Source organism: Priestia sp. P5, from assembly GCF_029522155.1.
Taxonomy (GTDB): domain Bacteria; phylum Bacillota; class Bacilli; order Bacillales; family Bacillaceae_H; genus Priestia; species Priestia megaterium_E.
On record NZ_JAKWFJ010000001.1, the window covers coordinates 1,665,125 to 1,687,881 of the forward strand.

At 39.1% G+C, this 22,757-nt stretch carries 22 protein-coding genes and 1 pseudogene; 19 read left to right on the top strand and 4 right to left on the bottom strand.

Features of this window, described 5'->3' with window-relative positions:
• Positions 1 to 18 precede the first annotated feature (18 nt).
• The 12 genes from kdpB to MMB69_RS09235 all read left to right on the top strand — a co-directional run bounded on the left by kdpB (position 19) and on the right by MMB69_RS09235 (position 10,981).
• The gene (gene kdpB, locus MMB69_RS09180) at positions 19 to 2,094 is read left to right on the top strand and encodes a potassium-transporting ATPase subunit KdpB (RefSeq protein WP_277447610.1); all 2,076 of its coding nucleotides are present in this window, start codon (positions 19 to 21) and stop codon (positions 2,092 to 2,094) included.
• Between the two features lie 13 nt (positions 2,095 to 2,107).
• Positions 2,108 to 2,674, top strand: coding sequence for a potassium-transporting ATPase subunit KdpC (gene kdpC, locus MMB69_RS09185; RefSeq protein WP_277447611.1), 567 nt, complete (start codon positions 2,108 to 2,110; stop codon positions 2,672 to 2,674).
• A gap of 53 nt (positions 2,675 to 2,727) precedes the next feature.
• A complete protein-coding gene (kdpDN, locus tag MMB69_RS09190) occupies positions 2,728 to 3,870 on the top strand; it encodes a KdpD-like non-kinase potassium sensor (RefSeq protein WP_221784341.1) in 1,143 nt (380 codons plus the stop codon).
• 35 nt (positions 3,871 to 3,905) lie between these two features.
• Entirely contained in the window at positions 3,906 to 4,340 is a 435-nt protein-coding gene (locus MMB69_RS09195; protein WP_221784342.1) for a CBS domain-containing protein, read from the top strand.
• A gap of 254 nt (positions 4,341 to 4,594) precedes the next feature.
• Positions 4,595 to 5,149 (top strand): signal peptidase I, encoded by a 555-nt coding sequence (gene lepB, locus MMB69_RS09200; protein ID WP_028412768.1) that lies wholly within the window; start codon positions 4,595 to 4,597, stop codon positions 5,147 to 5,149.
• A gap of 90 nt (positions 5,150 to 5,239) precedes the next feature.
• Positions 5,240 to 6,334 (top strand): oxidoreductase, encoded by a 1,095-nt coding sequence (locus MMB69_RS09205; RefSeq protein WP_221784343.1) that lies wholly within the window; start codon positions 5,240 to 5,242, stop codon positions 6,332 to 6,334.
• A gap of 249 nt (positions 6,335 to 6,583) precedes the next feature.
• Positions 6,584 to 7,471, top strand: coding sequence for a sulfite exporter TauE/SafE family protein (locus tag MMB69_RS09210; protein WP_013057718.1), 888 nt, complete (start codon positions 6,584 to 6,586; stop codon positions 7,469 to 7,471).
• A gap of 464 nt (positions 7,472 to 7,935) precedes the next feature.
• Positions 7,936 to 8,397, top strand: a complete 462-nt coding sequence (locus MMB69_RS09215; protein WP_013057717.1) for a hypothetical protein — start codon at positions 7,936 to 7,938, stop codon at positions 8,395 to 8,397.
• 115 nt (positions 8,398 to 8,512) lie between these two features.
• Complete coding sequence (locus MMB69_RS09220; protein ID WP_221784344.1) at positions 8,513 to 8,971, top strand: hypothetical protein; 459 nt, start codon at positions 8,513 to 8,515, stop codon at positions 8,969 to 8,971.
• Positions 8,971 to 9,291 carry a hypothetical protein gene (locus MMB69_RS09225; protein WP_153254878.1) on the top strand — a complete coding sequence of 107 codons (321 nt, stop codon included), beginning with the start codon at positions 8,971 to 8,973 and terminating at the stop codon, positions 9,289 to 9,291. Before MMB69_RS09220 ends, MMB69_RS09225 begins: the two co-directional genes overlap by 1 nt.
• A complete protein-coding gene (locus MMB69_RS09230; RefSeq protein ID WP_277447612.1) occupies positions 9,291 to 10,550 on the top strand; it encodes a glutathionylspermidine synthase family protein in 1,260 nt (419 codons plus the stop codon). The genes MMB69_RS09225 and MMB69_RS09230 overlap by 1 nt, the downstream gene beginning before the upstream one ends.
• A gap of 14 nt (positions 10,551 to 10,564) precedes the next feature.
• Positions 10,565 to 10,981, top strand: a complete 417-nt coding sequence (locus MMB69_RS09235) for a DUF350 domain-containing protein (RefSeq protein ID WP_153254876.1) — start codon at positions 10,565 to 10,567, stop codon at positions 10,979 to 10,981.
• Between the two features lie 18 nt (positions 10,982 to 10,999).
• On the opposite strand, the gene MMB69_RS09240 is transcribed toward MMB69_RS09235, so the two are convergent.
• Entirely contained in the window at positions 11,000 to 11,146 is a 147-nt protein-coding gene (locus MMB69_RS09240) for a hypothetical protein (RefSeq protein WP_221784346.1), read from the bottom strand.
• 189 nt (positions 11,147 to 11,335) lie between these two features.
• Between MMB69_RS09240 and MMB69_RS09245 the strand changes: the two genes are divergently transcribed.
• Positions 11,336 to 11,761, top strand: coding sequence for a DUF6843 domain-containing protein (locus tag MMB69_RS09245; protein ID WP_014459441.1), 426 nt, complete (start codon positions 11,336 to 11,338; stop codon positions 11,759 to 11,761).
• Positions 11,762 to 11,803: 42 nt separating this feature from the next.
• Here the strand turns inward: MMB69_RS09245 and MMB69_RS09250 are convergent, their stop codons facing one another.
• Positions 11,804 to 12,256 carry a hypothetical protein gene (locus MMB69_RS09250; protein ID WP_221784347.1) on the bottom strand — a complete coding sequence of 151 codons (453 nt, stop codon included), beginning with the start codon at positions 12,254 to 12,256 and terminating at the stop codon, positions 11,804 to 11,806.
• A gap of 172 nt (positions 12,257 to 12,428) precedes the next feature.
• Between MMB69_RS09250 and MMB69_RS09255 the strand changes: the two genes are divergently transcribed.
• Together MMB69_RS09255 and MMB69_RS09260 are read left to right on the top strand one after the other, a co-directional pair.
• Positions 12,429 to 13,766, top strand: coding sequence for a sodium-dependent transporter (locus MMB69_RS09255; protein ID WP_029714612.1), 1,338 nt, complete (start codon positions 12,429 to 12,431; stop codon positions 13,764 to 13,766).
• A gap of 303 nt (positions 13,767 to 14,069) precedes the next feature.
• Complete coding sequence (locus tag MMB69_RS09260) at positions 14,070 to 14,471, top strand: hypothetical protein (protein ID WP_013057709.1); 402 nt, start codon at positions 14,070 to 14,072, stop codon at positions 14,469 to 14,471.
• A gap of 217 nt (positions 14,472 to 14,688) precedes the next feature.
• On the opposite strand, the pseudogene MMB69_RS09265 reads toward MMB69_RS09260, so the two are convergent.
• Positions 14,689 to 16,213 (bottom strand): annotated as a pseudogene (locus MMB69_RS09265) (catalase); the annotation flags it as partial.
• A gap of 452 nt (positions 16,214 to 16,665) precedes the next feature.
• On the opposite strand from MMB69_RS09265, the gene MMB69_RS09270 reads away from it, so the two are divergent.
• Entirely contained in the window at positions 16,666 to 17,841 is a 1,176-nt protein-coding gene (locus tag MMB69_RS09270) for a C40 family peptidase (protein ID WP_025751189.1), read from the top strand.
• A gap of 124 nt (positions 17,842 to 17,965) precedes the next feature.
• Positions 17,966 to 18,280 (top strand): MTH1187 family thiamine-binding protein, encoded by a 315-nt coding sequence (locus tag MMB69_RS09275; protein ID WP_013083795.1) that lies wholly within the window; start codon positions 17,966 to 17,968, stop codon positions 18,278 to 18,280.
• 64 nt (positions 18,281 to 18,344) lie between these two features.
• Here the strand turns inward: MMB69_RS09275 and MMB69_RS09280 are convergent, their stop codons facing one another.
• Entirely contained in the window at positions 18,345 to 19,928 is a 1,584-nt protein-coding gene (locus MMB69_RS09280) for a PucR family transcriptional regulator (RefSeq protein ID WP_221784350.1), read from the bottom strand.
• Between the two features lie 307 nt (positions 19,929 to 20,235).
• Between MMB69_RS09280 and allC the strand changes: the two genes are divergently transcribed.
• Together allC and MMB69_RS09290 are read left to right on the top strand one after the other, a co-directional pair.
• On the top strand, positions 20,236 to 21,477 hold the full coding sequence (gene allC / locus MMB69_RS09285; RefSeq protein ID WP_277447614.1) for an allantoate deiminase: 1,242 nt from the start codon (positions 20,236 to 20,238) through the stop codon (positions 21,475 to 21,477).
• A gap of 12 nt (positions 21,478 to 21,489) precedes the next feature.
• Positions 21,490 to 22,740: a pyridoxal-phosphate-dependent aminotransferase family protein gene (locus MMB69_RS09290; protein ID WP_221812729.1), complete on the top strand. Its 1,251-nt coding sequence runs from the start codon at positions 21,490 to 21,492 to the stop codon at positions 22,738 to 22,740.
• Positions 22,741 to 22,757 lie beyond the last annotated feature (17 nt).

The following is a 22,757-nucleotide window of genomic DNA, read 5'->3' on the forward strand; positions in this document are numbered from 1 at the left end:
AGAAAGCGGAGGATTATAATGAATAAACGGAATTTTACGAATAATCTTGAATTTGATCGTAACAGTCACATTCAAGGTGCTGTAGATAAACAAACTTCATCGATTTTTATTCAATCAGTAAAGCAGGCTTTTATCAAGCTAAGTCCAAGAACGATGATAAAAAACCCTATCATGTTCGTAGTAGAAATCGGATTTGTTATTACGCTTTTTTTAGCTGTTGTTCCAGACCTTTTCGGAGAAAGCACAGTAAGCGCAGGCTTTAATATTGCCGTATCCCTCGTGTTATTTTTCACAATTGTTTTTGCTAATTTTGCAGAAGCATTAGCAGAAGGCCGAGGAAAAGCACAGGCAAACTCATTAAAGCAATCGAAAGGTGACATTACAGCTAATAAACTTCAAAACGGGCAAATAATACAAGTATCGGCATCGCAACTAAAAAAAGGAGATATCGTCGTCGTTTCACAAGGCGAAATGATTCCTGGAGATGGAGAAATCATTAAAGGACTGGCATCTGTTGATGAATCGGCCATTACCGGTGAATCGGCACCTGTTATGAAAGAAGCAGGCGGGGATTTTAACTCTGTAACTGGAGGTACAAGAGTTGTCAGCGATGAAATTACAGTTAAAATTACGTGTGAACAAGGTGAATCGTTTTTAGATAAAATGATTTCGCTTGTTGAAGGAGCAGAGCGTCAAAAAACGCCAAATGAAATTGCGCTAAATACGGTTTTAACAAGTCTGACGATTATTTTCTTATTAGTTGTTGTGACGCTTCCTGTATTTACAAACTACTTACATTTTCAGCTCGACACGGCTATTTTAATTTCACTGCTCGTCTGCCTCATTCCTACGACGATTGGAGGATTATTGTCAGCCATTGGAATTGCTGGGATGGATCGAGTTACGCAGTTTAACGTGATTGCCATGTCAGGAAAAGCAGTAGAAGCAGCTGGTGACATCAACACAATTATTTTAGATAAAACCGGCACCATTACGTTTGGAAACCGAATGGCTCATCAATTAACGACTGTAGAAGGCACAGACGAACGTGAACTTTACAAATGGGCGTTTGTTTCTTCTCTTTACGACGAAACACCAGAAGGGCGCTCAGTTGTTGATTTTATTCAAAACCGTATGGGAGTAGAAGATCTTAGAAAAACGCAGGGAACGTTTGTAGAATTCAAAGCTGAAACGCGAATGAGCGGCATTGACCTACAGAATGTATCTGTACGGAAAGGGGCAGTGGACGCCGTCACGGCATGGGTAGAGTCAAATGGCGGGAAGATTCCCTCTGATTTGCAGCAAAAAGCAAACGAAATTGCAGGAGCTGGTGGCACGCCGCTTGCCGTCGCCGCTGATGATAAAATTTACGGCTTGATTTATTTAAAAGACACGGTAAAACCAGGAATGAAAGAACGCTTTGATGAACTTCGTAAAATGGGCATTAAAACAGTCATGTGTACAGGAGATAATCCATTAACCGCAGCAACCATTGCAAAAGAAGCTGGAGTAGATGAATTTATTGCGGAATGCAAGCCAGAAGACAAGATTCAAGTGATTAAATATGAACAGCAGCAAGGAAAGCTAGTTGCCATGACAGGTGACGGGACAAACGATGCCCCTGCACTTGCTCAGGCTGATGTTGGCTTAGCAATGAACAGCGGAACCTCAGCAGCTAAAGAAGCAGCAAATATGGTGGATTTAGATTCCGATCCCACAAAAATTATTGAAGTCGTTTCGATTGGAAAACAGCTATTAATGACAAGGGGTGCCTTAACTACATTCAGCATCGCAAACGATGTTGCTAAATATTTTGCCATTATTCCAGCGATGTTTACCTTGGCGATTCCGCAAATGGAAGCTCTTAACGTAATGAAGCTGAATTCACCTCTATCTGCCGTATTGTCAGCGCTTATTTTTAATGCGGTCATTATCCCGCTGTTAATTCCCTTAGCCATGAAGGGAATTGCGTATAAGCCGATGAGTTCTAACGCCCTGCTGCGAAAAAATTTGTTCATTTACGGATTAGGCGGGGTATTGGTTCCCTTCATTGGGATTAAAGCAATTGACTTACTACTTTCATTTGTAATGTAGAGGAGAAGAAACGATGATACAAACAGAACGAACGGGAAGCATTATTGTTCGCTTAACAATTATGATGATAATTCTTTGTGGTCTTATTTATCCTGTTGTGATGACAGGCATTGCTCAGACGGCTGTTCCAAATAAAGCAAACGGCAGCTTAATCTATTCAAACAAGCATCAAGTTATCGGTTCTAAGCTGATAGGGCAGCAGTTTACGAGCAATGCATTTTTTCATGGCAGAGTCTCTAGTATCGATTATAACGGGGCAGGATCTGGGTCGTTGAATTTAGCACCTTCAAATAAAGATCTTACGAATCGTATCGAAAGATCAGTAGCGGCGTGGAAAAAAGAAAACGAGTTACCAAAAGGCGGAATTCCAATTGATGCCGTCACAAATTCGGCTTCTGGACTCGATCCGGATATTACGCCACAAGCTGCATATGCACAAGTAGAGCGCGTAGCAAAAACAGCGCATATTAACACCAACACGCTAAAAGAGCTGATCAAAGAACACACTCAGCAAGGAGCTTTTGGTGCAAAACGAGTAAATGTAGTAGAGCTAAATTTAGCTGTTCAACGAGAGCGCTAATTACATGCACTCGCTTCATGTATTGAAGCGAGTGTGATAAAGGGGCCTGAACAATGAAAGAAAAAGAAGCTCATCCATACTTTCGAAGAAAAACTCCGGAAGAACTATTGCGTGAACTTCATGATCAGAAGCGCGGAAAGCTTAAACTCTACATCGGTGCGGCGCCGGGAGTAGGAAAGACGTATAAAATGCTTCAAGATGCGCACGATTTAGTCAAAGAAGGCGTAGATGTCGTAGTTGGATATGTAGAAGCACACGGCAGGAATGAGACTGAGGCGATGATTGGAAATCTAGAAGTAATCCAAAAAGAAACTATTTTTTATAAAGGAAAAGAATTACAAGAGCTTGATTTGCTGGCGATTGTAAGAAGGCGGCCAAAAGTTGTAATTATCGATGAACTCGCTCATACAAATGTGCCGACAAGCCGCCATAAAAAACGTTTTGAAGATGTTTCTTACCTGCTCAACCAAGGTGTTTCAGTCATGTCAGCAATGAATATTCAGCATATGGAAAGCGTGCACGATCTCGTATATGCTGTTACCCAGGTAAAAGTTCGTGAAACAGTGCCAGATTTATTTATCCAGCAAGCAGATGAAATTCAGCTTGTCGATGTTACGCCAGAACAGCTGCAAAAGCGTCTTCGTGAAGGCAAAATATACGAAGTTCATAAAATTGAACAAAGCCTGCAGTCTTTTTTTAAGCTCGCAAATCTCCATGCCCTTCGTGAATTAACGCTTAGAGAAATAGCGGATGAAGTGGACGGTAAGCTCATTCATTCCCATGAAATTGGCGTAACAGGTATTTGCGAACGTATTTTAGTATGCATTCAATACAGTGAAACAGCTGAAAAATTGATTCGAAGAGGCTGGAGAATGGCAAACCGATTGAAAGCAGATTTGCTGCTGCTCCATGTTTTTACAGGCGAGCAAACAGAAAGGCAAAAAGCCCAAATCAAACAGTGGCAGGAATTTGCTGATCGCTTTCACGCATCGCTAATTGTTGAAGAAGCTAAAAAGCAAAAACCAGCTGCAGTGATTGTGAACGTAGCCAAGCAGTATCGCGTTACTCAAATCTTACTAGGGCAATCAGCGAGGACAAGGTGGGAAGAGATTCGAAAAGGGTCTATTGTGAATACGATTATGAGACAGACTCATAACATCGACATTCATATTGTTTCAGATTCAGCAAAGCAATAACAATAAAATGGATGTATAATAAAAGGAGAATATGAGTGAATATTGCGTTCTTTTTACTCCCCAAAAAAGAAGTCGTTACCCTGTCGACACGGTCAACTGTCCGTCAAGCATTGGAGAAAATGGAGTATCATCGCTACTCTTCTGTACCGCTCATTAACCAAAAAGGAGAATATGTAGGGACTTTGGCAGAAGGAGACTTGCTATGGAAAATAAAAAGCCTAGAACATATAGAACTCCATGAGCTGGAACACCTGCGAATTGAAGAGGTCCCAAGGCATCGCGATTATGAACCTATCACCATTAATGACGAAATGGAAAGTATTTTGTCACGCGCGGCGGAACAAAATTTTGTACCAGTTGTAGATGATCAAAACATTTTTATTGGGCTCGTGCGGCGAAGAGAGATTATAGAGTATTGCATCTCTCAACTTTTTATACGTGGAGAAGCGCCTTTAAATGTGAAGATTTAGTTAAGTTTACGTAAAAAACATAATTTTTACATAAAAGGTAGTCTCTTTTTATATAATTAATGTTATAATAAGAGATGTAAAGACGAAACTTGCGTAATGTAAGCCTCTAACATTTGTTAGAGGTTCTTTTTTTACATAACATAAAACATTTGATTTCAGTTCTTTCTACGGTTAAGTTAGAATAAGTGTTAAAGTAAGAGGTTTCTTGCTTTTTTACATAAGAAAAGTGAGCTGTACAAAGGAGACAAAGTATATTGACTACGGAAAAAACAAAAAGCGATCAATTACGCAGCATATTCAAAACTATTATCTTCGCTATCGCTCTAGTATTTATGATTCGCGCATTTTTATTTTCTCCGTATATTGTAGAAGGCGCTTCAATGAACCCAACGCTGCATAACGGAGAGCGTTTGTTTGTGAATAAACTGTCGTATTCGCTCCATGATATTCGCCGCGGAGATATTGTGATTATTAAAGATGAGGCTAAGAATAAGCATTATGTAAAAAGAGTAATCGGTCTGCCAGGTGAAAAAATCGAAATGAAAAAAGATCAGCTTTATATTGATGATAAAAAAGTAAGTGAACCTTATTTAAAAACGAATCGTCAAATTGCCAACAACATGGATATGGAGCTAACAGGAGATTTTGAACCCGTTCAAATACCTAAAAACGAAGTATTTGTAATGGGTGATAACCGTCTGTACAGTATGGATAGCCGCAACGGTCTAGGTCTTATTGATGAAAAACGGATTGTCGGAAAAAGCGAATTTGTATTTTACCCCGTCAAAAAAATAAGAAAAACGACGTAAAAAGAAATGCCGGCAAAGGTATTTCTTTTTTTGTGCCTATGTCTACTCAGCTTCTAGATGGGTAAGCTAAGGAAAAAAGGTGTGAATTAATTGAAGACAGCCTATGAAAAATTATTTAAACATTTTAAATTTGTTGATGCTCTTGAGATGAAAAACCGATTAGCAATGGGACCTATCCTCACATACGCTTCACGGGAAAACGGAGAAATATCTGATATTGATATGTCTTTTTACGAAAAACGAGTAGGGGGCGTCAGTACGGTAATTATCGGCCCCGCGTTTATCACAGAAAATGGCCAAGTAGCACATGGTCAAATCGGAATTCATCGTGATCAGGTCATACGAAAGCTTCATCAACTAACCCAAATGATTCATAGAAGAGGAGCTAAAGCGATTCTTCAACTATCGCACGGGGGCAGAAAGTGTGTAGAAATGGAAAATAAGTGGCAAGCCATTAGCCCAAGTGAAAAGCCTCATAAACGTAAAGGGAAAAAGCCTGTTCAAATGACCGAGCGCGATATAACTTATATGGTTCAAGCGTTTGGCGAAGCTACCACCAGAGCTATGGAAGCAGGGTTTGATGGAGTAGAAATTGACGGGGGAAATGAATGTTTACTGCAGCAGTTTATATCAAGGCAAGCCAATGAACGAAGTGATTCTTATGGCGGAAGCGCAGAAAACCGCTTCACTTTTGCACTTGAAGTTATTCGTGAAGTGACGCGTCGAGCAGCACATGCGGGCAAACCATTTATTGTGGGATATACATTAGCGCCCAAAGAAAAAGGCTATTTAGGAACTAAAGTGGAAGATACATTTGAGTGGATTGATCGTCTTGTTTATACAGAAATCGATTATTTACATATCAGTGCTTTGCATGAACCTACCTTAAATAAGGAAGAAAATCGTTCACTGCTTTCTTCGATTATTAAGCACGTCAATCACCGGGTCCCTCTTGTGGGTACAGGAGGACTTACGGCAACAGAAGTAGCAGAAGCTTTTGAGCAAGGGCTGGCTTTAATTACGATTGAACAAGCATTAGTTGTACAGCCAGATTGGGTAGAAAAAGTGATAAATAGCGATGAGCCCGCTTCTATGGATGTGACGTCATTAGATAAAGATGTGAGTTTGCCACCTGAAGTGCTAGCTCACTGGCAAGATACGCATAAAAATGACCACCCTTATTAAGTGAGCGGTCGTTTTTATGTTGTTGACTTAACAAGAAGAATTTTATTTTACTGATACTATAACCAAGCAACGTACATAGACTAAAAGAAAAACTAAAAACACAGTTGACTTCTAGGAATAGTTAGGATTACAATATAAACAACTTATTCATAAAACGGACAGCTGATCGGACATACCGAAGGCTTCTAGCAAACAACTGTTGGAGGCCTTTTTGTGCTTTCTAACAGAAGATGAAAGTGGAGGGACAACATGAAAAAGTTAATTACGTTTGCACTTATTGGCTTTTTAGCTCAGTTAATTGATGGATCACTCGGAATGGCGTACGGGGTGACATCAACTACGCTGCTTTTAACGTTTGGAATTGCACCAGCTGTGGCTTCCGCATCTGTTCACTTAGCAGAAGTTGTAACAACAGCAGCTTCTGGTGTTTCGCATATTAAATTTGGAAATGTAGATAAATCGATGGTGTTAAAACTAATTATCCCAGGTTCCATCGGAGCTTTTGTAGGAGCCTGCTTTCTAAGTAATTTACCTGGAGATGCAGTAAGACCTTACGTTTCAACATTCTTATTGCTCCTAGGAGTTTATGTGTTATTTCGTTTTTTATTTACGTTTAAAACAAACGAAGAAAAGAGCACCAAACCTTTATCGACGAAACAGTCCATTCCGCTGGGATTAATTGCTGGATTTGCTGATGCTACAGGAGGAGGAGGCTGGGGACCGATAGCAACGCCTGTATTGCTGGCTAAAAAAGGCACAACAGCACGGAAAGTCGTTGGAACCGTGGATACAAGTGAATTTGCTATTGCCGTCTCGGCTACACTTGGCTTTTTAATCTCTCTTGGCTGGGAGCAGGTAAACTGGTTCTGGGTAGGCGCCCTTATGATTGGCGGAATTATCGCGGCTCCGATTGCTGCATGGTTTGTTCGTATTATCCCGGCTCACTTGCTTGGTTCACTTGTTGGTGGGTTTATCATTTTAACAAATGCTCGAACACTCTTAAACACTTGGGTATCAAGCAGCTCTACTCAGATAGCTGTATATGCATTCATACTTATCGTGTGGGCAGCAGCGATCATTTACTCACTGTTACAAGGAAAAAAATATAATCAAAATCGAAACGTAGAAGTTTCATAATAAAAAGGATGGAATAAAAGTAGCTCAGTTAAAGAAAGATCTGAACGTGTTTGATTCTGGATAGAGAATCAAATGTGTTCAGATTTTTTTATGGTTAGAGTGAAGGCAGTTTCATGTATGTAGTGGCCTCTAGCTGTTGGCTGGAGGGCAAGGCGAGGACTTATGCGTAAAAAGCGGAACAGGTGAGACCCGGCAGAAGTGGTCGCCCTCGGAAAACGAAGCCTTGTACGGAAATCAACAGCGGTGTAACAAGGGATCCATATTAGCGCATTATCCCATTTGTTCGTCTTTAGATTGGGGTGATTTCGTTATGCCTTAATCTCTTTTATTATCTGAATTCCGTAAAATAGAGAACCGTAGATATTTTTTTTGCGTCTTATGATACAATAGACGAGTTCATTCATGAGTGGGAATACTTTCTAACACATATAAAATTCATTGAATCGTCGAGGTGTGAAGAGTAAGTGGTCTATTTTATTTTAGTATTAGTAGCAGCTATCGAAGTAATTGTCTTATTGATTAATCGACCTGTATTTGCAAACATTCCGTATGTTCAAGTATATATTGTTCCTTTGTTAGTAGTAATTGTCATCACAATGTTACTTTCTCGAAATCCAAAGAGATTTATGCGGTGGTTTAAACAAGGGCTTATTACGATTTCAGTCGTTGTGCTTGTATTTGTACCGGTTCTCTATGCCAAAAATCTCCCGCTGTATGGTTATAATGAAGCAAAAAAAATGCTTGCGCAAAGAGAACAGCTCTTGCTAAGTCAGTTCCAAAAAGGAAAATACGTATATCCAGCAAAAGACAGCCCTAAAAAATACCGTTATCTATTTAAAGTCAATCGTGGAAACGGCATGCTTGAATATGTATTCGACCCATACACAGGCGGTTATGAAGTTGTGACAGATGTGATAAAAAAATAAAGGTTTAGCTTATTTAAAGCTAAACCTTTTAATATGAGAAAAATTGAAACTTTTTGAAAATCTGTACGTATTTATTAAAGAACGTTCACAAAAAAGTCACAAAAGGAGTTGCACAATGGGAAAGTTAGAATACCGACTGCTAAAGTTTGATGATACATTTGTATCTATTTATCACTATCAATCTATTGAACTTGAACAAATTTTAGCACGAAGAGAATGCGAATTTTTTGTTAAAGAAGGAGTAACGTATAAACAAACTTCATCTGCAGTCGAAGATGATATACATATTATTTATGTAAAAGAACATGAACATGGACCGAAAGAGCAAGCAGAAGATGATCACAGAGAGATTACATTAGAAGTCCGCGAACTGAATTCTCTTCGAGGACATCCGATTTTATTCGTCTCTTCATTTTATACGCACTTGGACGTATTAAGCTATATCGGAACAGTGTATACCTACTATAATGGATGGGAATGGGAAAGAGACTCTGCGGAAATTGATGAAGATCGCAGCGTGTACAGTTTATACGTAACAAAAACAGGCGTAACGTATGAAGGGGGAAAGGCGTAATGTCAAAAACAAAAAAAATGATGGCCGGGGTTTTGACCACAGCTTTAATGACATCGCTCGTTGCCTGTAGTTCAACTGATCAGGCAAGACCAGCTAAACCGAAAGATAAATCGTGTGACAAGTGGAAATGGGATGAAGATACGCAAACGTACTACTGTTCAGATTCTTCTTCTTCGCACAGCGGCTCATATTATCACGGAGGCCGCTACTACGGCTCTAAAAAACAGCTGACCTCATCATCGGCCTATAAATCATTTAAATCAAGCAGCTCGTATAAATCTGGAATTGGGAGCGGCTCTAAAGGCGGTTTTGGCGGGTAATGCATAAGGAAAAGCGAGAAATGTTTTATAAAGAAATTGAAGATTTTTGGCACGATTTATATGGAACAGAGTATGCTCTTTATGACGTACATATGAATTCTTCTCATATCATTGATTCTATTAAAGAAGCTGCAAATCAAATTGGGGAATTATTTTTTAAAACTGCACCTTTACTTCGTTCGTTAGATGATCAGACGCTTTTTTCTTTAGGATTTCCAAAAGACAGCCTCCCGTACCTACGACTGAAAACGCTGGAAACAGAAAGTGTGATTTCGCGCCTTGATTTTGCTGTTACGACTGATCAAATTAAGCTTTTAGAACTAAATGCGGATACGCCTACGTTTATTAAAGAATTATTTCATGTAAATGAGTTAGTCTGTCGTCATTTTCAAGTAAAAAACCCTAATAAGCTTGAGGAAAAAAAGCTTGCTTTAGCATTAAAACACGCCATTTTTGAAGCTTATAACGAGCTCGATAGTACGAACTATCCAAACGTCGTTTTTTCTTCTCATGATACACATGAAGAAGATAAGCTAACGACTCTTTATTTAATGAAGCTAGCCGATGTAGATGCTACATACGTTCCATTATCGCAGCTTCGAATTGTCCCTTCCTTTACAGTGGAAGAAGGTGAACATATAGAAGCGGGCGTGTATGATCAATATGGACAAAAAATAGACGTACTTTATCGCCAAACGTATCCGCTTGAACATTTAATTGAAGATGAAGATCCGAGCACGCATGAAAAAGTCGGACATATGCTTTTAACATTGGCGCAGCAAAAAAAAGTAGCCATAATCAACCCGCCTTCTGCATTTTTACTGCAGTCCAAAGCCGTGCAAGCACTCATTTGGGCTTTGTATGAACAACATCACCCTTTCTTCACTAAAGAAGAGCATCACATCATTGAAACGTACTTTTTACCAACGTATTTAGAAGAAGATCCATTTATTGAAAGAAAACAAGCATTTGTGAAGAAACCATCTTTTGGTCGTGAGGGAGATACCGTTGAAATTTATAATAAAGATGGAATCAAAATAGACGAAGATCAGCATAAGACATATCAAGAATACACGGCTGTGTATCAACAGTTTATTCCATTGCCAACTGCAACGATGAAGACTCAAACGCAAACAATAGAGGCCCATATCATGTACGGGTGCTTTTTATTAAATGGAAAAGCAAGCGCAGTAGGCATACGAGCTGGAAATCAAATTACGGATAACGAATCGTATTATTTGCCGATTGGATTAAAATGAAAAGGGGAATAAAAATGACACAATGGATTGATTGGGCTAGTATAGGGAGCTTTTTATCTCACGTAGCGGTAGGGTTAGGGCTATTATTTATCGGAGTTATGGTATTTGAATTAACAACAAAGTTTAATGACCGTGAACTCATAAAAAAAGGCAATGTGGCTGTCGCTTTGAAGTTATGGGGAAAAGGAATTGGGCTTGCTATTGTCATTTTTACTGTATGGAGCAACAGCTTAAATTTGGTAGATGCAGCTCTTTGGGGAGTAGTAGGTATCATTACTCAAGTAGTGGCATATTGGGTTATTGAATTTATCATGACGCCTAAAACGAGCCTAGCCAAAAAAGTAGAAGAAGGAAATGTAGCGGTTGGAGTAACTCTTTTTGCAGCGTCGGTTGCCGTCGGTCTTATTGTGGCCGGAAGCTTAACATATTAAAAGAAGGCGATTCCTGTTTTACGGGGAATCGCTTTTTTTATATCCAGATTGCTCGTGTTTACTTAGTAATAATGTACGTGTATTTTCACGGTCGGCACGAACAATTTTTTGCTGTGTGTAAAGCGGAATGACAAAGAGCAAAATAAATAAAAAAACATAGCTCATTTTTGTTATCCTCCCATGTAAATTGTAAACGCCTGCTAATAGTGTGTGACAAACGATACGTAAATATAGCATATTTGATTGGATGAACTGGAAAAAATTGAGGGATACAAAAAGAATATAATCTTACCTTCAACAAAAACTAAAAGCAGTATAGAGGCACGTCTTTTATCAAGAAAGGAGTTGGGAAAAGTGAAAAGGTGGCTCATTTTGTGCTTAATGATTATAATCGCAGCTGGATGTGGACGCCCAGATGAAACGTCTCAACCGAGCATTTTCCTTATACCAGAAGGGTACAAAGGATGGGTTATGGTCGAATATGATAAAGATAACGGAAATCCCAGCAAGACAGAAGGAGACTACACTGTATTTAAAGTAAATGACCAGGGAGTCGGGAAAACCAAAACGCTTTTAAGCGGCGGCGGCTGGGCAAGAAATAAATATTTCTATGTAAATAAAAATGGAGAGCGAAAGCAATTGAAGCAGGGGAAGATGATTCATGGAACGACTCAAGGCAACAAAAATCATACGGTAACCTACTTTTTCGTCGGCACCGCAAAAGAGTTCGATAAGGCCGGAGACTACCGAAGAAAACTTACCGAAGAAAGTTCTTCGTAAGAAAAGAAACGTTGCCTCTTCGGCAACGTTTCTTTTCTATCTTCATTTGAATGTGCAAAAGACGGTGTCTTTTAAACGTTGAATTTCGTTTAATGCTTCTTTCTGCTTATGAATTACCCAATCCGGCAATGAATGTTCAACCGACAGCTCGTCGAAACAAGCCCCGCATGTTTTAACTTCAATATAAGATTCAATATACTGAAGGTGATCTAAGTTATAAGCCCATAGTCGACGTTCAGGGCATATCGTTTCTAAGTAAAGCGGAAGCTGAAAAAAAGGATCTAATGCTTCAGAAAATTCTAACGGTCCTTGGCTATCAGCATTGGTTACGTCTAGATAACCGCAGTGAGGACACGTGCATGAGTGCGTTGACCCGCTCAATTTTTTATCCAGTTTTACAACTCGCGCACATAGTTCGCAGTTTGGACATTTTACTAAGATGAAATCAAGGAACTTATCTAAAAATTGTTGCTGTATTACTTGCTGATTTGTCATTTTTTGTACCTCTAACTGTCAAACTTTTTTTAGTTACGAAAATAAATCATGAAACCTACATACTATTCATAACACATGATGGGGGTTAAAACAACAAAAACCCTTTTCGATAGAAGGGTTGTATGATATAGTATGACAAATCAGAATAAATAAAGAAAAATGGTGAGAAAAAATGAGTCAAAACGAACAATGGACATCAAAACTCGGCTTTATCTTGGCATCTGCCGGTTCCGCAATTGGAATCGGAGCCATTTGGAAACTGCCTTATGTAGCCGGAACAAGCGGAGGAGGGGCCTTTTTTTTACTGTTTATCTTGTTTACAGCAATTATTGGTTTGCCGCTTTTGCTTGCTGAATTTGTACTAGGTAGACATACACAAAAGGAAGCAATTCGTGCTTATGATGCAGTTGCTCCCGGTTCTCTATGGAAAGGAATCGGGTATTTAGGTGTGATTACATGTTTCATTTTATTATCTTTCTATAGTGTAGTAGGAGGATGGATTTTACAATATATTTTTGCAAGCGTCACGGGTCAGCTGAATGGAGTAAGGGACTACGGGAGTTTATTTAACTCGACCATTGCTAATCCAACAAGTGCTGTTATCTCTCAATTTGTTTTTCTTCTTTTAACAATTGTTGTAGTCGCAAGAGGCATTCAAAATGGTATTGAAAAAGCAAACAAAATTTTAATGCCTGCTCTCTTTATTTTATTTATTATTATCATTATTCGTTCTTTAACATTAGACGGGGCGATGGAAGGCGTATCTTTCTTTTTGTATCCAGATTTTTCAAAGCTTACATCCCAAACCATTTTGTTTGCCATGGGACAAGCATTCTTTTCGCTTAGCGTAGGCGTTTCAGTTATGGTTACGTACAGTTCGTATCTATCTAAGCAGCAAAACTTGCCAAAATCGGCTATTTCAATTTCAGCGTTAAATATTTTGATTTCTTTACTAGCAGGACTGGCAATTTTCCCTGCGGTCTTCTCAATGGGTGTAAAACCGACGGAAGGACCAGGTCTTTTATTCATTGTATTGCCTTCTATTTTTGAACAGCTTCCGTTCGGAATTGTGTTTCAAACTTTCTTTTTGGCGCTGTTTTTATTTGCCACTTTGACATCTGCGTTTTCGATGTTAGAAATTATTGTTGCTTCTTTAGCCAAAGGAGAGCAGCATAAGCGTATAAAGCTATCTTGGATTTCGGGCTTGCTAATCTTCGTGGTAGGAATACCTTCAGCGCTATCGTATGGTTTATTAAGTGACGTATCGATCTTTGGAAAAAGCATCTTTGACGCTTTCGATTTTCTTGTAAGTAATATCCTTATGCCACTAGGTGCTCTTTTAATCGCCATCTTTGTTCCTTGGAAAATGAAAAAAGATGTGCTAATTGAAGAATTTAAGCACGGTTCAACGAATGTGAAGCGCTGGTTCTCTTTATGGCTTCTTGCTATTCGATACATTGCACCTGTTTTAATTATCATTGTATTTATTAATATGCTAGGCTTTATCTAACGAAAAAACGCTGTTAAAACGCTTGGTTTTAACAGCGTTTTTTTGAAGGAAGAGGAGGAGTATGATGCTTGATTTCTTGTATGATATGTTTGTAGGGGCAGGGGTATTTATTTTATTAATAATTCTGTTGCTAGTAGCGAGAACGTCAGGGAAACGCAAGAAATAGGCGGGTATAATTCCCAGTGTAAAAACCCCAAAAAAGACTAACACCACAGAATTAAACTATGATAATATATTATCCTATGAGCATAATCAATGCTCACATATGTTGTGATGAAGCGTTTTTTAGAAAGAGGGATCATCTTGAGTGGAGAAGTTCTTGTCAAGATTTTATCTCAAGCGTATGAACAAAAAAAGACATTACCAATCGTCTCATTCTCGTCTTTTTTTGAACAAAAAAAGGTGGGCTTTCGTTTAAATAACGATGTGTCCGCTGATATTATCTACCATACGCTTATGTGTATTCAGAGAAAAACGTGTGTCCAAGATGTGTTAGTGGAAGTACTAAAAGTTGATAGTCCAAACAATGACGGGGCATTTTCTGATTGTGTATATATTTTAGCAAATGGTACAAAACAGCAAGTGAAAGAATGGGTTCAACCCTTACATCCTAAAAGAGTGAAACAAGGATATCAGCACGGGACACCCATTGATGCGCCACAGTTAAAAAATGACTACCACGTGTTTGCCGTTACTTGGTCATAAGCGTTTAACCCAAAAAACATCCTGCTGTCGCTGCAGGATGTTTTTTGTTAATAAGGATGAGCATCGTGTCCTTTTTCATTAGCTTCTTCTACCGCATCAGCAGCTTTGTTGCTTCCTAACGGTGAACCGCCTTCTTTTGGCAGTTTCCCGTATGTAGGAGTCATTTCTGCTCCCATTTCAATTTCTAGGGAACCATCATCATGCATCAGAAGACCAATGCCATTTGCTACTCGATTGCCATAGTCAAAATCACATTGAGTTAAAAGCTCAATCATCTTTGTTTGAACGGTATGATGACAACATTTTAAGCCGTCTACTAAATTTTGAATAAGCTCATCACGTTCCCAGTCCTCTAGTAAACGATAGCGTTCACCAGCTTGCTTAAAGTCATTTGTACGATCAATTTTTTCTTTTTTTACATTTCCTTCAACATAAGGCTGATGAGGTTTTGGATGGTTATGCGCTTCTTGAAGACCTCCAAGAGAAGAAGGCTCGTAATTCACGTGCGGGTTCTGACCTGGAGCAGCATCTACATGATAGGCCATTTGACCGTCGCGTTGATTTGTTGCTACATGTTTTTTCGGCGCGTTAATAGGCAGCTGCAAGTAGTTTGTTCCCACCCGGTGACGCTGCGTGTCGGAATAAGAAAACGTTCTTCCTTGCAGCATTTTATCATCAGAAAAATCTAGCCCGTCTACAAGCACACCCGTACCAAATGCGACTTGCTCCGTTTCAGCAAATACGTTGCTTGGATTTTTATCTAGGACCATTTTACCTACTGGAAGAAATGGAAATTGGTCTTCCGGCCAAATTTTCGTGTCATCAAGGGGATCAAAATCCAGTTCGGGATGCTCTCCATCTTCCATGATTTGTATACAAAGTTCCCACTCGGGGTAGTTACCGCTCTCAATCGCTTCATACAAGTCTTGAGTGGCGTGACTGATATTTTTAGCTTGAATTTCTTCTGCTTGCTTTTGGGTCAAATTTTTAATTCCTTGTTTTGGTTCCCAATGGTATTTCACAAGAAACGCATCGCCATCTTTGTTTACCCACTTATATGTATTAACACCGGAACCTTGCATTTGCCGATAGTTAGCAGGTATTCCCCAAGGTGAAAATAAAAAAGTAATCATATGCATAGCCTCAGGAGTGTGAGAAATAAAATCAAAAATACGCTCGGTATCTTGACGGTTTGTCACAGGATCGGGCTTAAAAGCATGAATCAAATCAGGGAATTTAATAGCATCGCGGATAAAAAATATTTTAAGGTTATTTCCTACTAAATCCCAGTTTCCGTCTTCTGTGTAGAACTTTACAGCAAACCCCCTTGGGTCTCGCATTGTTTCTGGAGAGTCCTTTCCATGAGTTACGGTAGAAAATCTCACAAAAATGGGCGTCTGTTTGCCTGCTCCTGAAAAAACTTTTGCGCGGGTGTATTTTTCAACGGGCTCGTCCCCAAGCTTTCCGTACGTTTCAAAATATCCGTGAGCTCCCGTTCCCCGGGCATGAACAACACGTTCCGGTATACGTTCACGATCAAAATGCGAGAGTTTTTCAATCAGCTGGTAATTTTCAAGAGTAGCAGGTCCTCTGTTTCCTACCGTTCGAGAATTTTGGTTATCACGAATGGGGTGACCTTGACGCGTTGTAAGCGTCTGCTCGTTTTCTCCGGCTGCATAGCGTTTGTCTTCCGAGTCACCCGATCCGCTAACATTTGTACCATGAATGCCTTTATGGCTCATAAAATAATCCTCCTTGTTTCAAACATAACAAGACTATTTTTTTCAGCCCTCGCTTTTTTATTCATTAATATGGAAATAATATAAATTTTTAGAAGAAAAACTGTTTTACTAGAGAGGGGAACAAATCCGCTAAACGAATAAATTTAAAAAAAGTTTCACATTTCAAAAAAAAATAAATTGTTTTTTTTGAAATATAAAGATAATGTTACGGGTGATTTTTTACCTATTATTAGTGTAGGAAAAGGAATAATATTGGAATATATTAGCTTTTTTGTCGAACTTATTAAGTGCTAAACGACAATAAACTACGACAATATACACCATACAGCTGTGTTGCTGTCGTTTCCTGTAACATAAATGTAATATTAGTGATGTTATTTTGTAATAATGTGTTGTTACAATGTAAACGTCTTATAGATTAGTAGATTATGGCATTGGAGGAACCTTTTTTTATGAAAAAGTTGATATATTCGTTAGCGTTATGTGGATCTTTAACAGTAGTACCTACAATTAGTGAAGCTGCTTTAGGAGATGCTACGCTGCACCCGGGAACAAGTAATTCAGATGTGAAAGAATTACAGCAAAAATTAAAAAACAAAGGTTATTTTACATACGGTACAACAACAAACTATTACGGTTCAATCACGACTAGCGCAGTAAAGTCGTTTCAGCGTGCAAATGGTTTATCTGCAGATGGTATTGCAGGTCCATCTACATTTAATAAGCTGCTAGGAAGCGGAAGCTCATCAAGTTCATCAATTAGCTCAAGTTCATTGCTGCGCGTTGGTTCAACTGGACCAAATGTACAATCTTTACAGCAGCAGCTAAAGAATAAAGGCTATTTTAAAGGAACTACGACTCAATACTTCGGTTCAATTACAAAAAATGCAGTAATGGCATTTCAACGTGCAAACGGACTGTCTGTGGACGGAATTGCGGGTCCAGCTACGTTAAGTAAATTAAAAAATGGCGGTTCTAGCGCTTCAACTGGTGGTTCTAGCTCTAGCAACTCAACTATTTTACGTCAAGGTATGAAAGGTTCAGCAGTAAGCAGCCTTCAGCAAAAACTAAAAAATAAAGGTTACTTCTCAGCTGGTGTAACAGGCTACTTTGGCTCAATTACAACAAGTGCAGTAAAATCATTTCAACGTGCAAATGGTTTATTAGTAGACGGAGAAGCGGGTCCAGATACGCTGAATAAATTAAATTCAAGCAGCTCTAGCAGCTCAAAACCTTCAACATCAACAGGAAGCAGCACAAGCTCAAGCTCAGCTTCAAAAGTTATTTCATATGGTAAACGTTTTATGGGAACACCTTATGTTTGGGGCGGAGCTGCGCCTGGAGGCTTTGATTGCAGTGGTTACCTTAACTATGTATATCGCAATGCAGTAGGTGTAAGTCTTCCTCGTACAGTTGCTAGCATCTATCAAACTGGTACGCGTGTAAGCTCACCTCAGCCTGGCGATATCGTTTTCTTTGAAACGTACCAACCAGGAGCTAGTCATGCTGGAATTTATATCGGGAACGGTCAATTCATGCATGCAGGTTCTTCAACAGGCGTGACAATCACATCACTAAGCAACTCTTACTGGTCAAAACGTTACTTAGGAGCAAAGCGTTACCTATAAGAGTGTAACAAAAAGGAGTAGTTGTAGAACTATTCCTTTTTTCTATGCACCATAAACGTAAAAGTAGGAAATTTTTGCGCGATTTGGTATGATAACTAGGGAACAAATAAAAGGAGTGTATAACATGGCTATTGTAGATGTAACCATTATTCCGGTAGGTACGGAAACGCCAAGCGTGAGTCAGTACGTAGCTGATATTCAAAAAGTGTTGGCCAAGCATGAAGATGAAATTACATATCAATTAACCCCTATGAATACATTGATTGAAGGGGAATTAAGCACGTTGCTAAACATTGTTCAAGAGATGCATGAAGTACCTTTTGAAAATGGCATTCAGCGCGTATGTACAAATTTACGAATTGATGATCGCCGTGATAAAGAAAATCATACGATGGCTGGGAAATTACAATCAGTACAGTCTAAATTAAAAGCAAAATAAAAAATATGCAATACAATAAAAAACGCTTGAGTATCCACTCAGGCGTTTTTTATTGTATTTATACTTAATTAGCATGCACAAGAGAAAAAATTTGAAAAGCCACGCGCAGCCGAAGAGTTTCCTCTGACGTGTGAATAGGTCTTTTTAATAATTCTTCGCATTTTTCAATTCGATAGATCACCGTGTTCCGGTGAACGAATAACTGCTTAGCAGTCTCTGAGATTTGGCAATTGGAATTTAGGTATGTTTCAAGCGTGTCAAGTAAGATGGAGCGATCTTTCTTATCGTACTGCAGCAAACCTTCTAATGTTTGAGAGTAGTAATCCTGTAAATCGTTTGCTGGAAGCAACCTCAGCAGCTCTTTAAACTGTTTTGGCTGATAAAATTGAATAAGCTTCGACTGATCTTTAAAATGGATGGTTTCAAGAGCTTCAACAGCTTCTTTATATGAGTCAGCGATTGTAAGTAGGGATTGGCTTTGGTTTCCAACTCCAAATGACATTCGCTTGTCGTAATGACGGTAAACAGCTTCCTGCAAGCGATGCAAGCATTCTATAATCATCGGTTGAGAATGAGGTGTAAACAAAAGAATATAAAGATTGTCATAAAAAAACAAAACGGCCTCTGTATGACCTGCTGATAACTCATAGTGAAGGAGTTCATAGATCATATCATCATCGCTGTAAGGCGTGAATGTAGAGTGGATTTTCCCGACGGCGCAAATATAGCTGTTTCCTGCTGATAAGCCCATCATCTGTGCTTGAAAGGAAGCATCTTCAAGCGTTTTATAATAATTGTTAACAAGCTGATTGAAAAAATCGTTTTTTCGTCGCCGTTCAGCTTCATACAAAGCCTGCTGTCTCATCATTTCGAAGGATAAAACGTTTGTCGCTTGTTCAATCGTTAGGAGCGCCGAAGCGGATACAGAAACTTGGTGTTCAATAAGTAAATAACTGTATTTTCTTGTATGAGTAGCAATCGGAAAAAGCGTAACGGTTTTTTTTGTGTGTAAAAAGGAAAAGGTTGTATATTTTACCGTTCGTAAAAACAGCTGCTTAGCGCCCGCTACCGCTTCTTCCATCGGGAGTGAAAAGGGTTCGCGTTTGTTTGTATAAAAGAGTTCATGGCCATGGGTATCAAAAAGGGCAACGTGAGCATTGCATAGCGTTTGAATAGATTGCATAATTTTCTCAATGCCTTTTCCTTGTAAGATGTACGAAGAAAATAGCTGATGTGTGACCATCGCTTGCTGAAGTTCGGCTGTTTTTTTATCTAAAATAAAGCTGAGAGATTCGTTAATAACCGCTCCTAACGTTTCGTCCGTTTGGAAATCAATGATCGGAAAGTGAAGTTCATCAGCTAGCTGACAAATAGAAGCAGGCACGTGTTCGAAAAAGCGCTTCGTTTTGATGGCCAATCCTGCACATTTCTTTTTAGCCATTCCTTCTACAAGTTTTGCTAAGCTTTCTTCATGTTCTTTGAAATGATAACCCGTTGTAATTAAAAATTCTCCTTCTTTTAAAAAAGATAAAATATCGGGTGCGTCCATCATATTGACGTTATGTACTTTGCGGGTGACTCCTTTTTGCCCGGCTACTACAGATGCTTTTTCATAAATTGGAATGCGTAAAAGAGTTTGTAGTTCCATTATTCATTACTCCTTTTGTTAAAAATTCTCACATTTCCCTGCGCGTATCTTTATCTATCTTTTTATTTTATAAGAAAGTTTAGTTAAAATAAATAAAATTTTCAGAAAAAAATGTATAAATTGTTAATGAAGAAGTGTATTCAATCCTGTAAGATAAAGTAAATAACATATAATGTTAGAAAAAATGACGTATATAAAACTTTACGTATTTAGTGATAACAGCCAAAAAAACACTAAATCATTGTAGAAAGTGTCAATGAAAACAATCGGTCATTTTCTTAAAATGAAGATAGCAGGAGGGGTAGCAATGGTTGCAGATATGACGGGAAAATCTAAGCTTTGTCAGCAAATCGAAGAAAACATTAGCTGGTTGTCACAGTTTGGGGTAGATGAAAAAGAAGGCGTCACGAGGCTTTTATATACGGAACAGTGGAATGCAGCTCAAAAAGCATTGGAAGAAAAAATGAAGGGGCTTCACCTCAAAACGTATTACGATGATGTAGGAAATTTGTTTGGACGGTTGCAAGGAACGGGTTCAGAACAACAAGTTATTTTAACAGGATCCCATATCGACACCGTGATAAACGGAGGAAAATATGACGGGGCATTTGGTGTTGTGGCAGGTATCATTGCTCTGCAGTACCTATATGCGCATTATGGCTCCCCTACAAAAACCTTAGAGGTCGTATCACTTTGTGAAGAAGAAGGCAGTAGATTTCCTCTTACGTATTGGGGATCAGGTAATATGAATGGATTACACAGCAAAAGTGATGCAAAACATGTTATAAATAAAGAAGGGGTTAAGCTGGATGACGCAATGAAGCAGCTCAATTTCGGAAAAAGCCTCCACAGCGAGCCATACCGCACGGACATCGCTTCTTTTATTGAACTGCATATCGAACAAGGAAAGCAGCTTGAAATGTCTCGTTGCGATATCGGAATTGTTTCTAGTATCGTCGGGCAGAAACGATTTACAGTATCTGTTAAAGGTGAAAGTAACCATGCGGGCACAACCCCGATGAACATCAGAAAAGATGCATTTTATGTGAGCTGCAAACTTGCTAAAGCATTTATTGAATTGAGCGAAAAATATCATAACGCTTTATACGTAACGGTTGGAAAAATTACACTTTCTCCAAATGCACCGAATGTAATACCAGGATATGTAGAATTCACGGTCGATATAAGACATCATGAATATGAGGTTTTACAAGAGGCAGAACGAGAAATGAAGGAAATTATAAAGCGAACAGCGGGAGATTTAGAAGTGAATATCGACTGCTGGATGGATGAAAAACCTGTCGCCATGAGCGAAAAATTATCTGAACTTTCCAAAATTATTTCCTCAGAAAAGAATATCTCCTCCCGAGAATTAGTAAGCGGTGCAGGACACGACTCGCAGGTATTCGGACGAAGAGTTCCAACATGTTTGTTATTCGTACCGAGCCAAGATGGAATCAGCCATTCCCCAAAAGAATTCACCAAAGGAGAACAGTTAGAAAAAGGAGTAAAGGTCTTAATAGAACTATTATATAAACTTGCCTACTAGGAGGAATTTGACATGACTATAACAAAACAGCTTCATACACCGCCGCGTACGATTATGACACCCGGACCCGTAGAAGCAGATCCCCGCGTATTAAGAGCATTAGGAACACCTATTTTAGGTCAGTTTGACCCCGCATTTACGCACATTATGAACGAAACGATGGAAATGCTTCGTGAACTATTTCAAACTAAAAACAAATGGGCTTTTCCCGTTGATGGAACGTCTAGAGCTGGGATTGAGGCAGTTCTTGCAAGTGTAGTTGAGCCTGGCGATAAAGTGTTCGTCCCGATTTTCGGCCGCTTCGGCTATTTATTAACGGAAATTGCCGAGCGCTACGGAGCTGATGTACACAATATTGAATGCGAATGGGGAGAAGTATTTGACCCTGAAACAGTTATCCGTGAAATAAAAAAAGTAAATCCGAAAATTGTTGCAATGGTTCATGGTGAAACGTCTACAGGAAGAATGCAGCCTCTTAAAGAAATTGGTGCTGCATGCCGCAACCAAGATGTTTTATTTATCGTCGACGCAGTAGCCACTATTGGCGGTACGGATGTAAAAGTAGATGAGTGGAACATTGACGCATTGATTGCAGGTACACAAAAGTGTTTATCTGTTCCGTCCGGCATGGCACCTATTACGTACAATGATCGTATAGAAAAAATTATTATGGAACGTAAAAAAGTTGAAAAAGGAATTGCGACAAAAGCAGATGCTCAAACTGTTCGTCTGCGTCCGAATATTATCAGCAACTATTTTGATTTGAGTCAGCTTCAAGACTATTGGAGTGAGCGCAGATTAAATCATCACACAGAAGCAACGTCGATGCTCTATGCTTTAAGAGAAGGGCTGCGCGTTATTTTAGAAGAAGGATTAGAGGAAAGGTTTGCAAGGCATCGCCTCCATGAAAAAGCACTTGTAGCCGGTATTAAAGCAATGGGATTATCGTTATTCGGAGATGAGCATTCAAAAGTTCCAACCGTTACTTGTGTTTTAATTCCCCCAGGTATTGACGGAGAGGCAGTTCGTTCTACGCTTCTTGAACAATTTGGAATTGAAATTGCAAGTTCTTTTGGGCCGATGCACGGAAAAATATGGCGTATCGGTACAATGGGATACAGCTGTCGAAAAGACAACGTTCTCTTTACATTGGCTGGTCTTGAAGCAGTGCTTATTCGAAACGGCGCAAGCGTGAATGCAGGTGCTGCTTTGCAAGCAGCTTTAGAAGTTTACGAGGAAGAGGTAGCGTTGTCTAGTCTGTAAAGATTCGTTTTATTCAT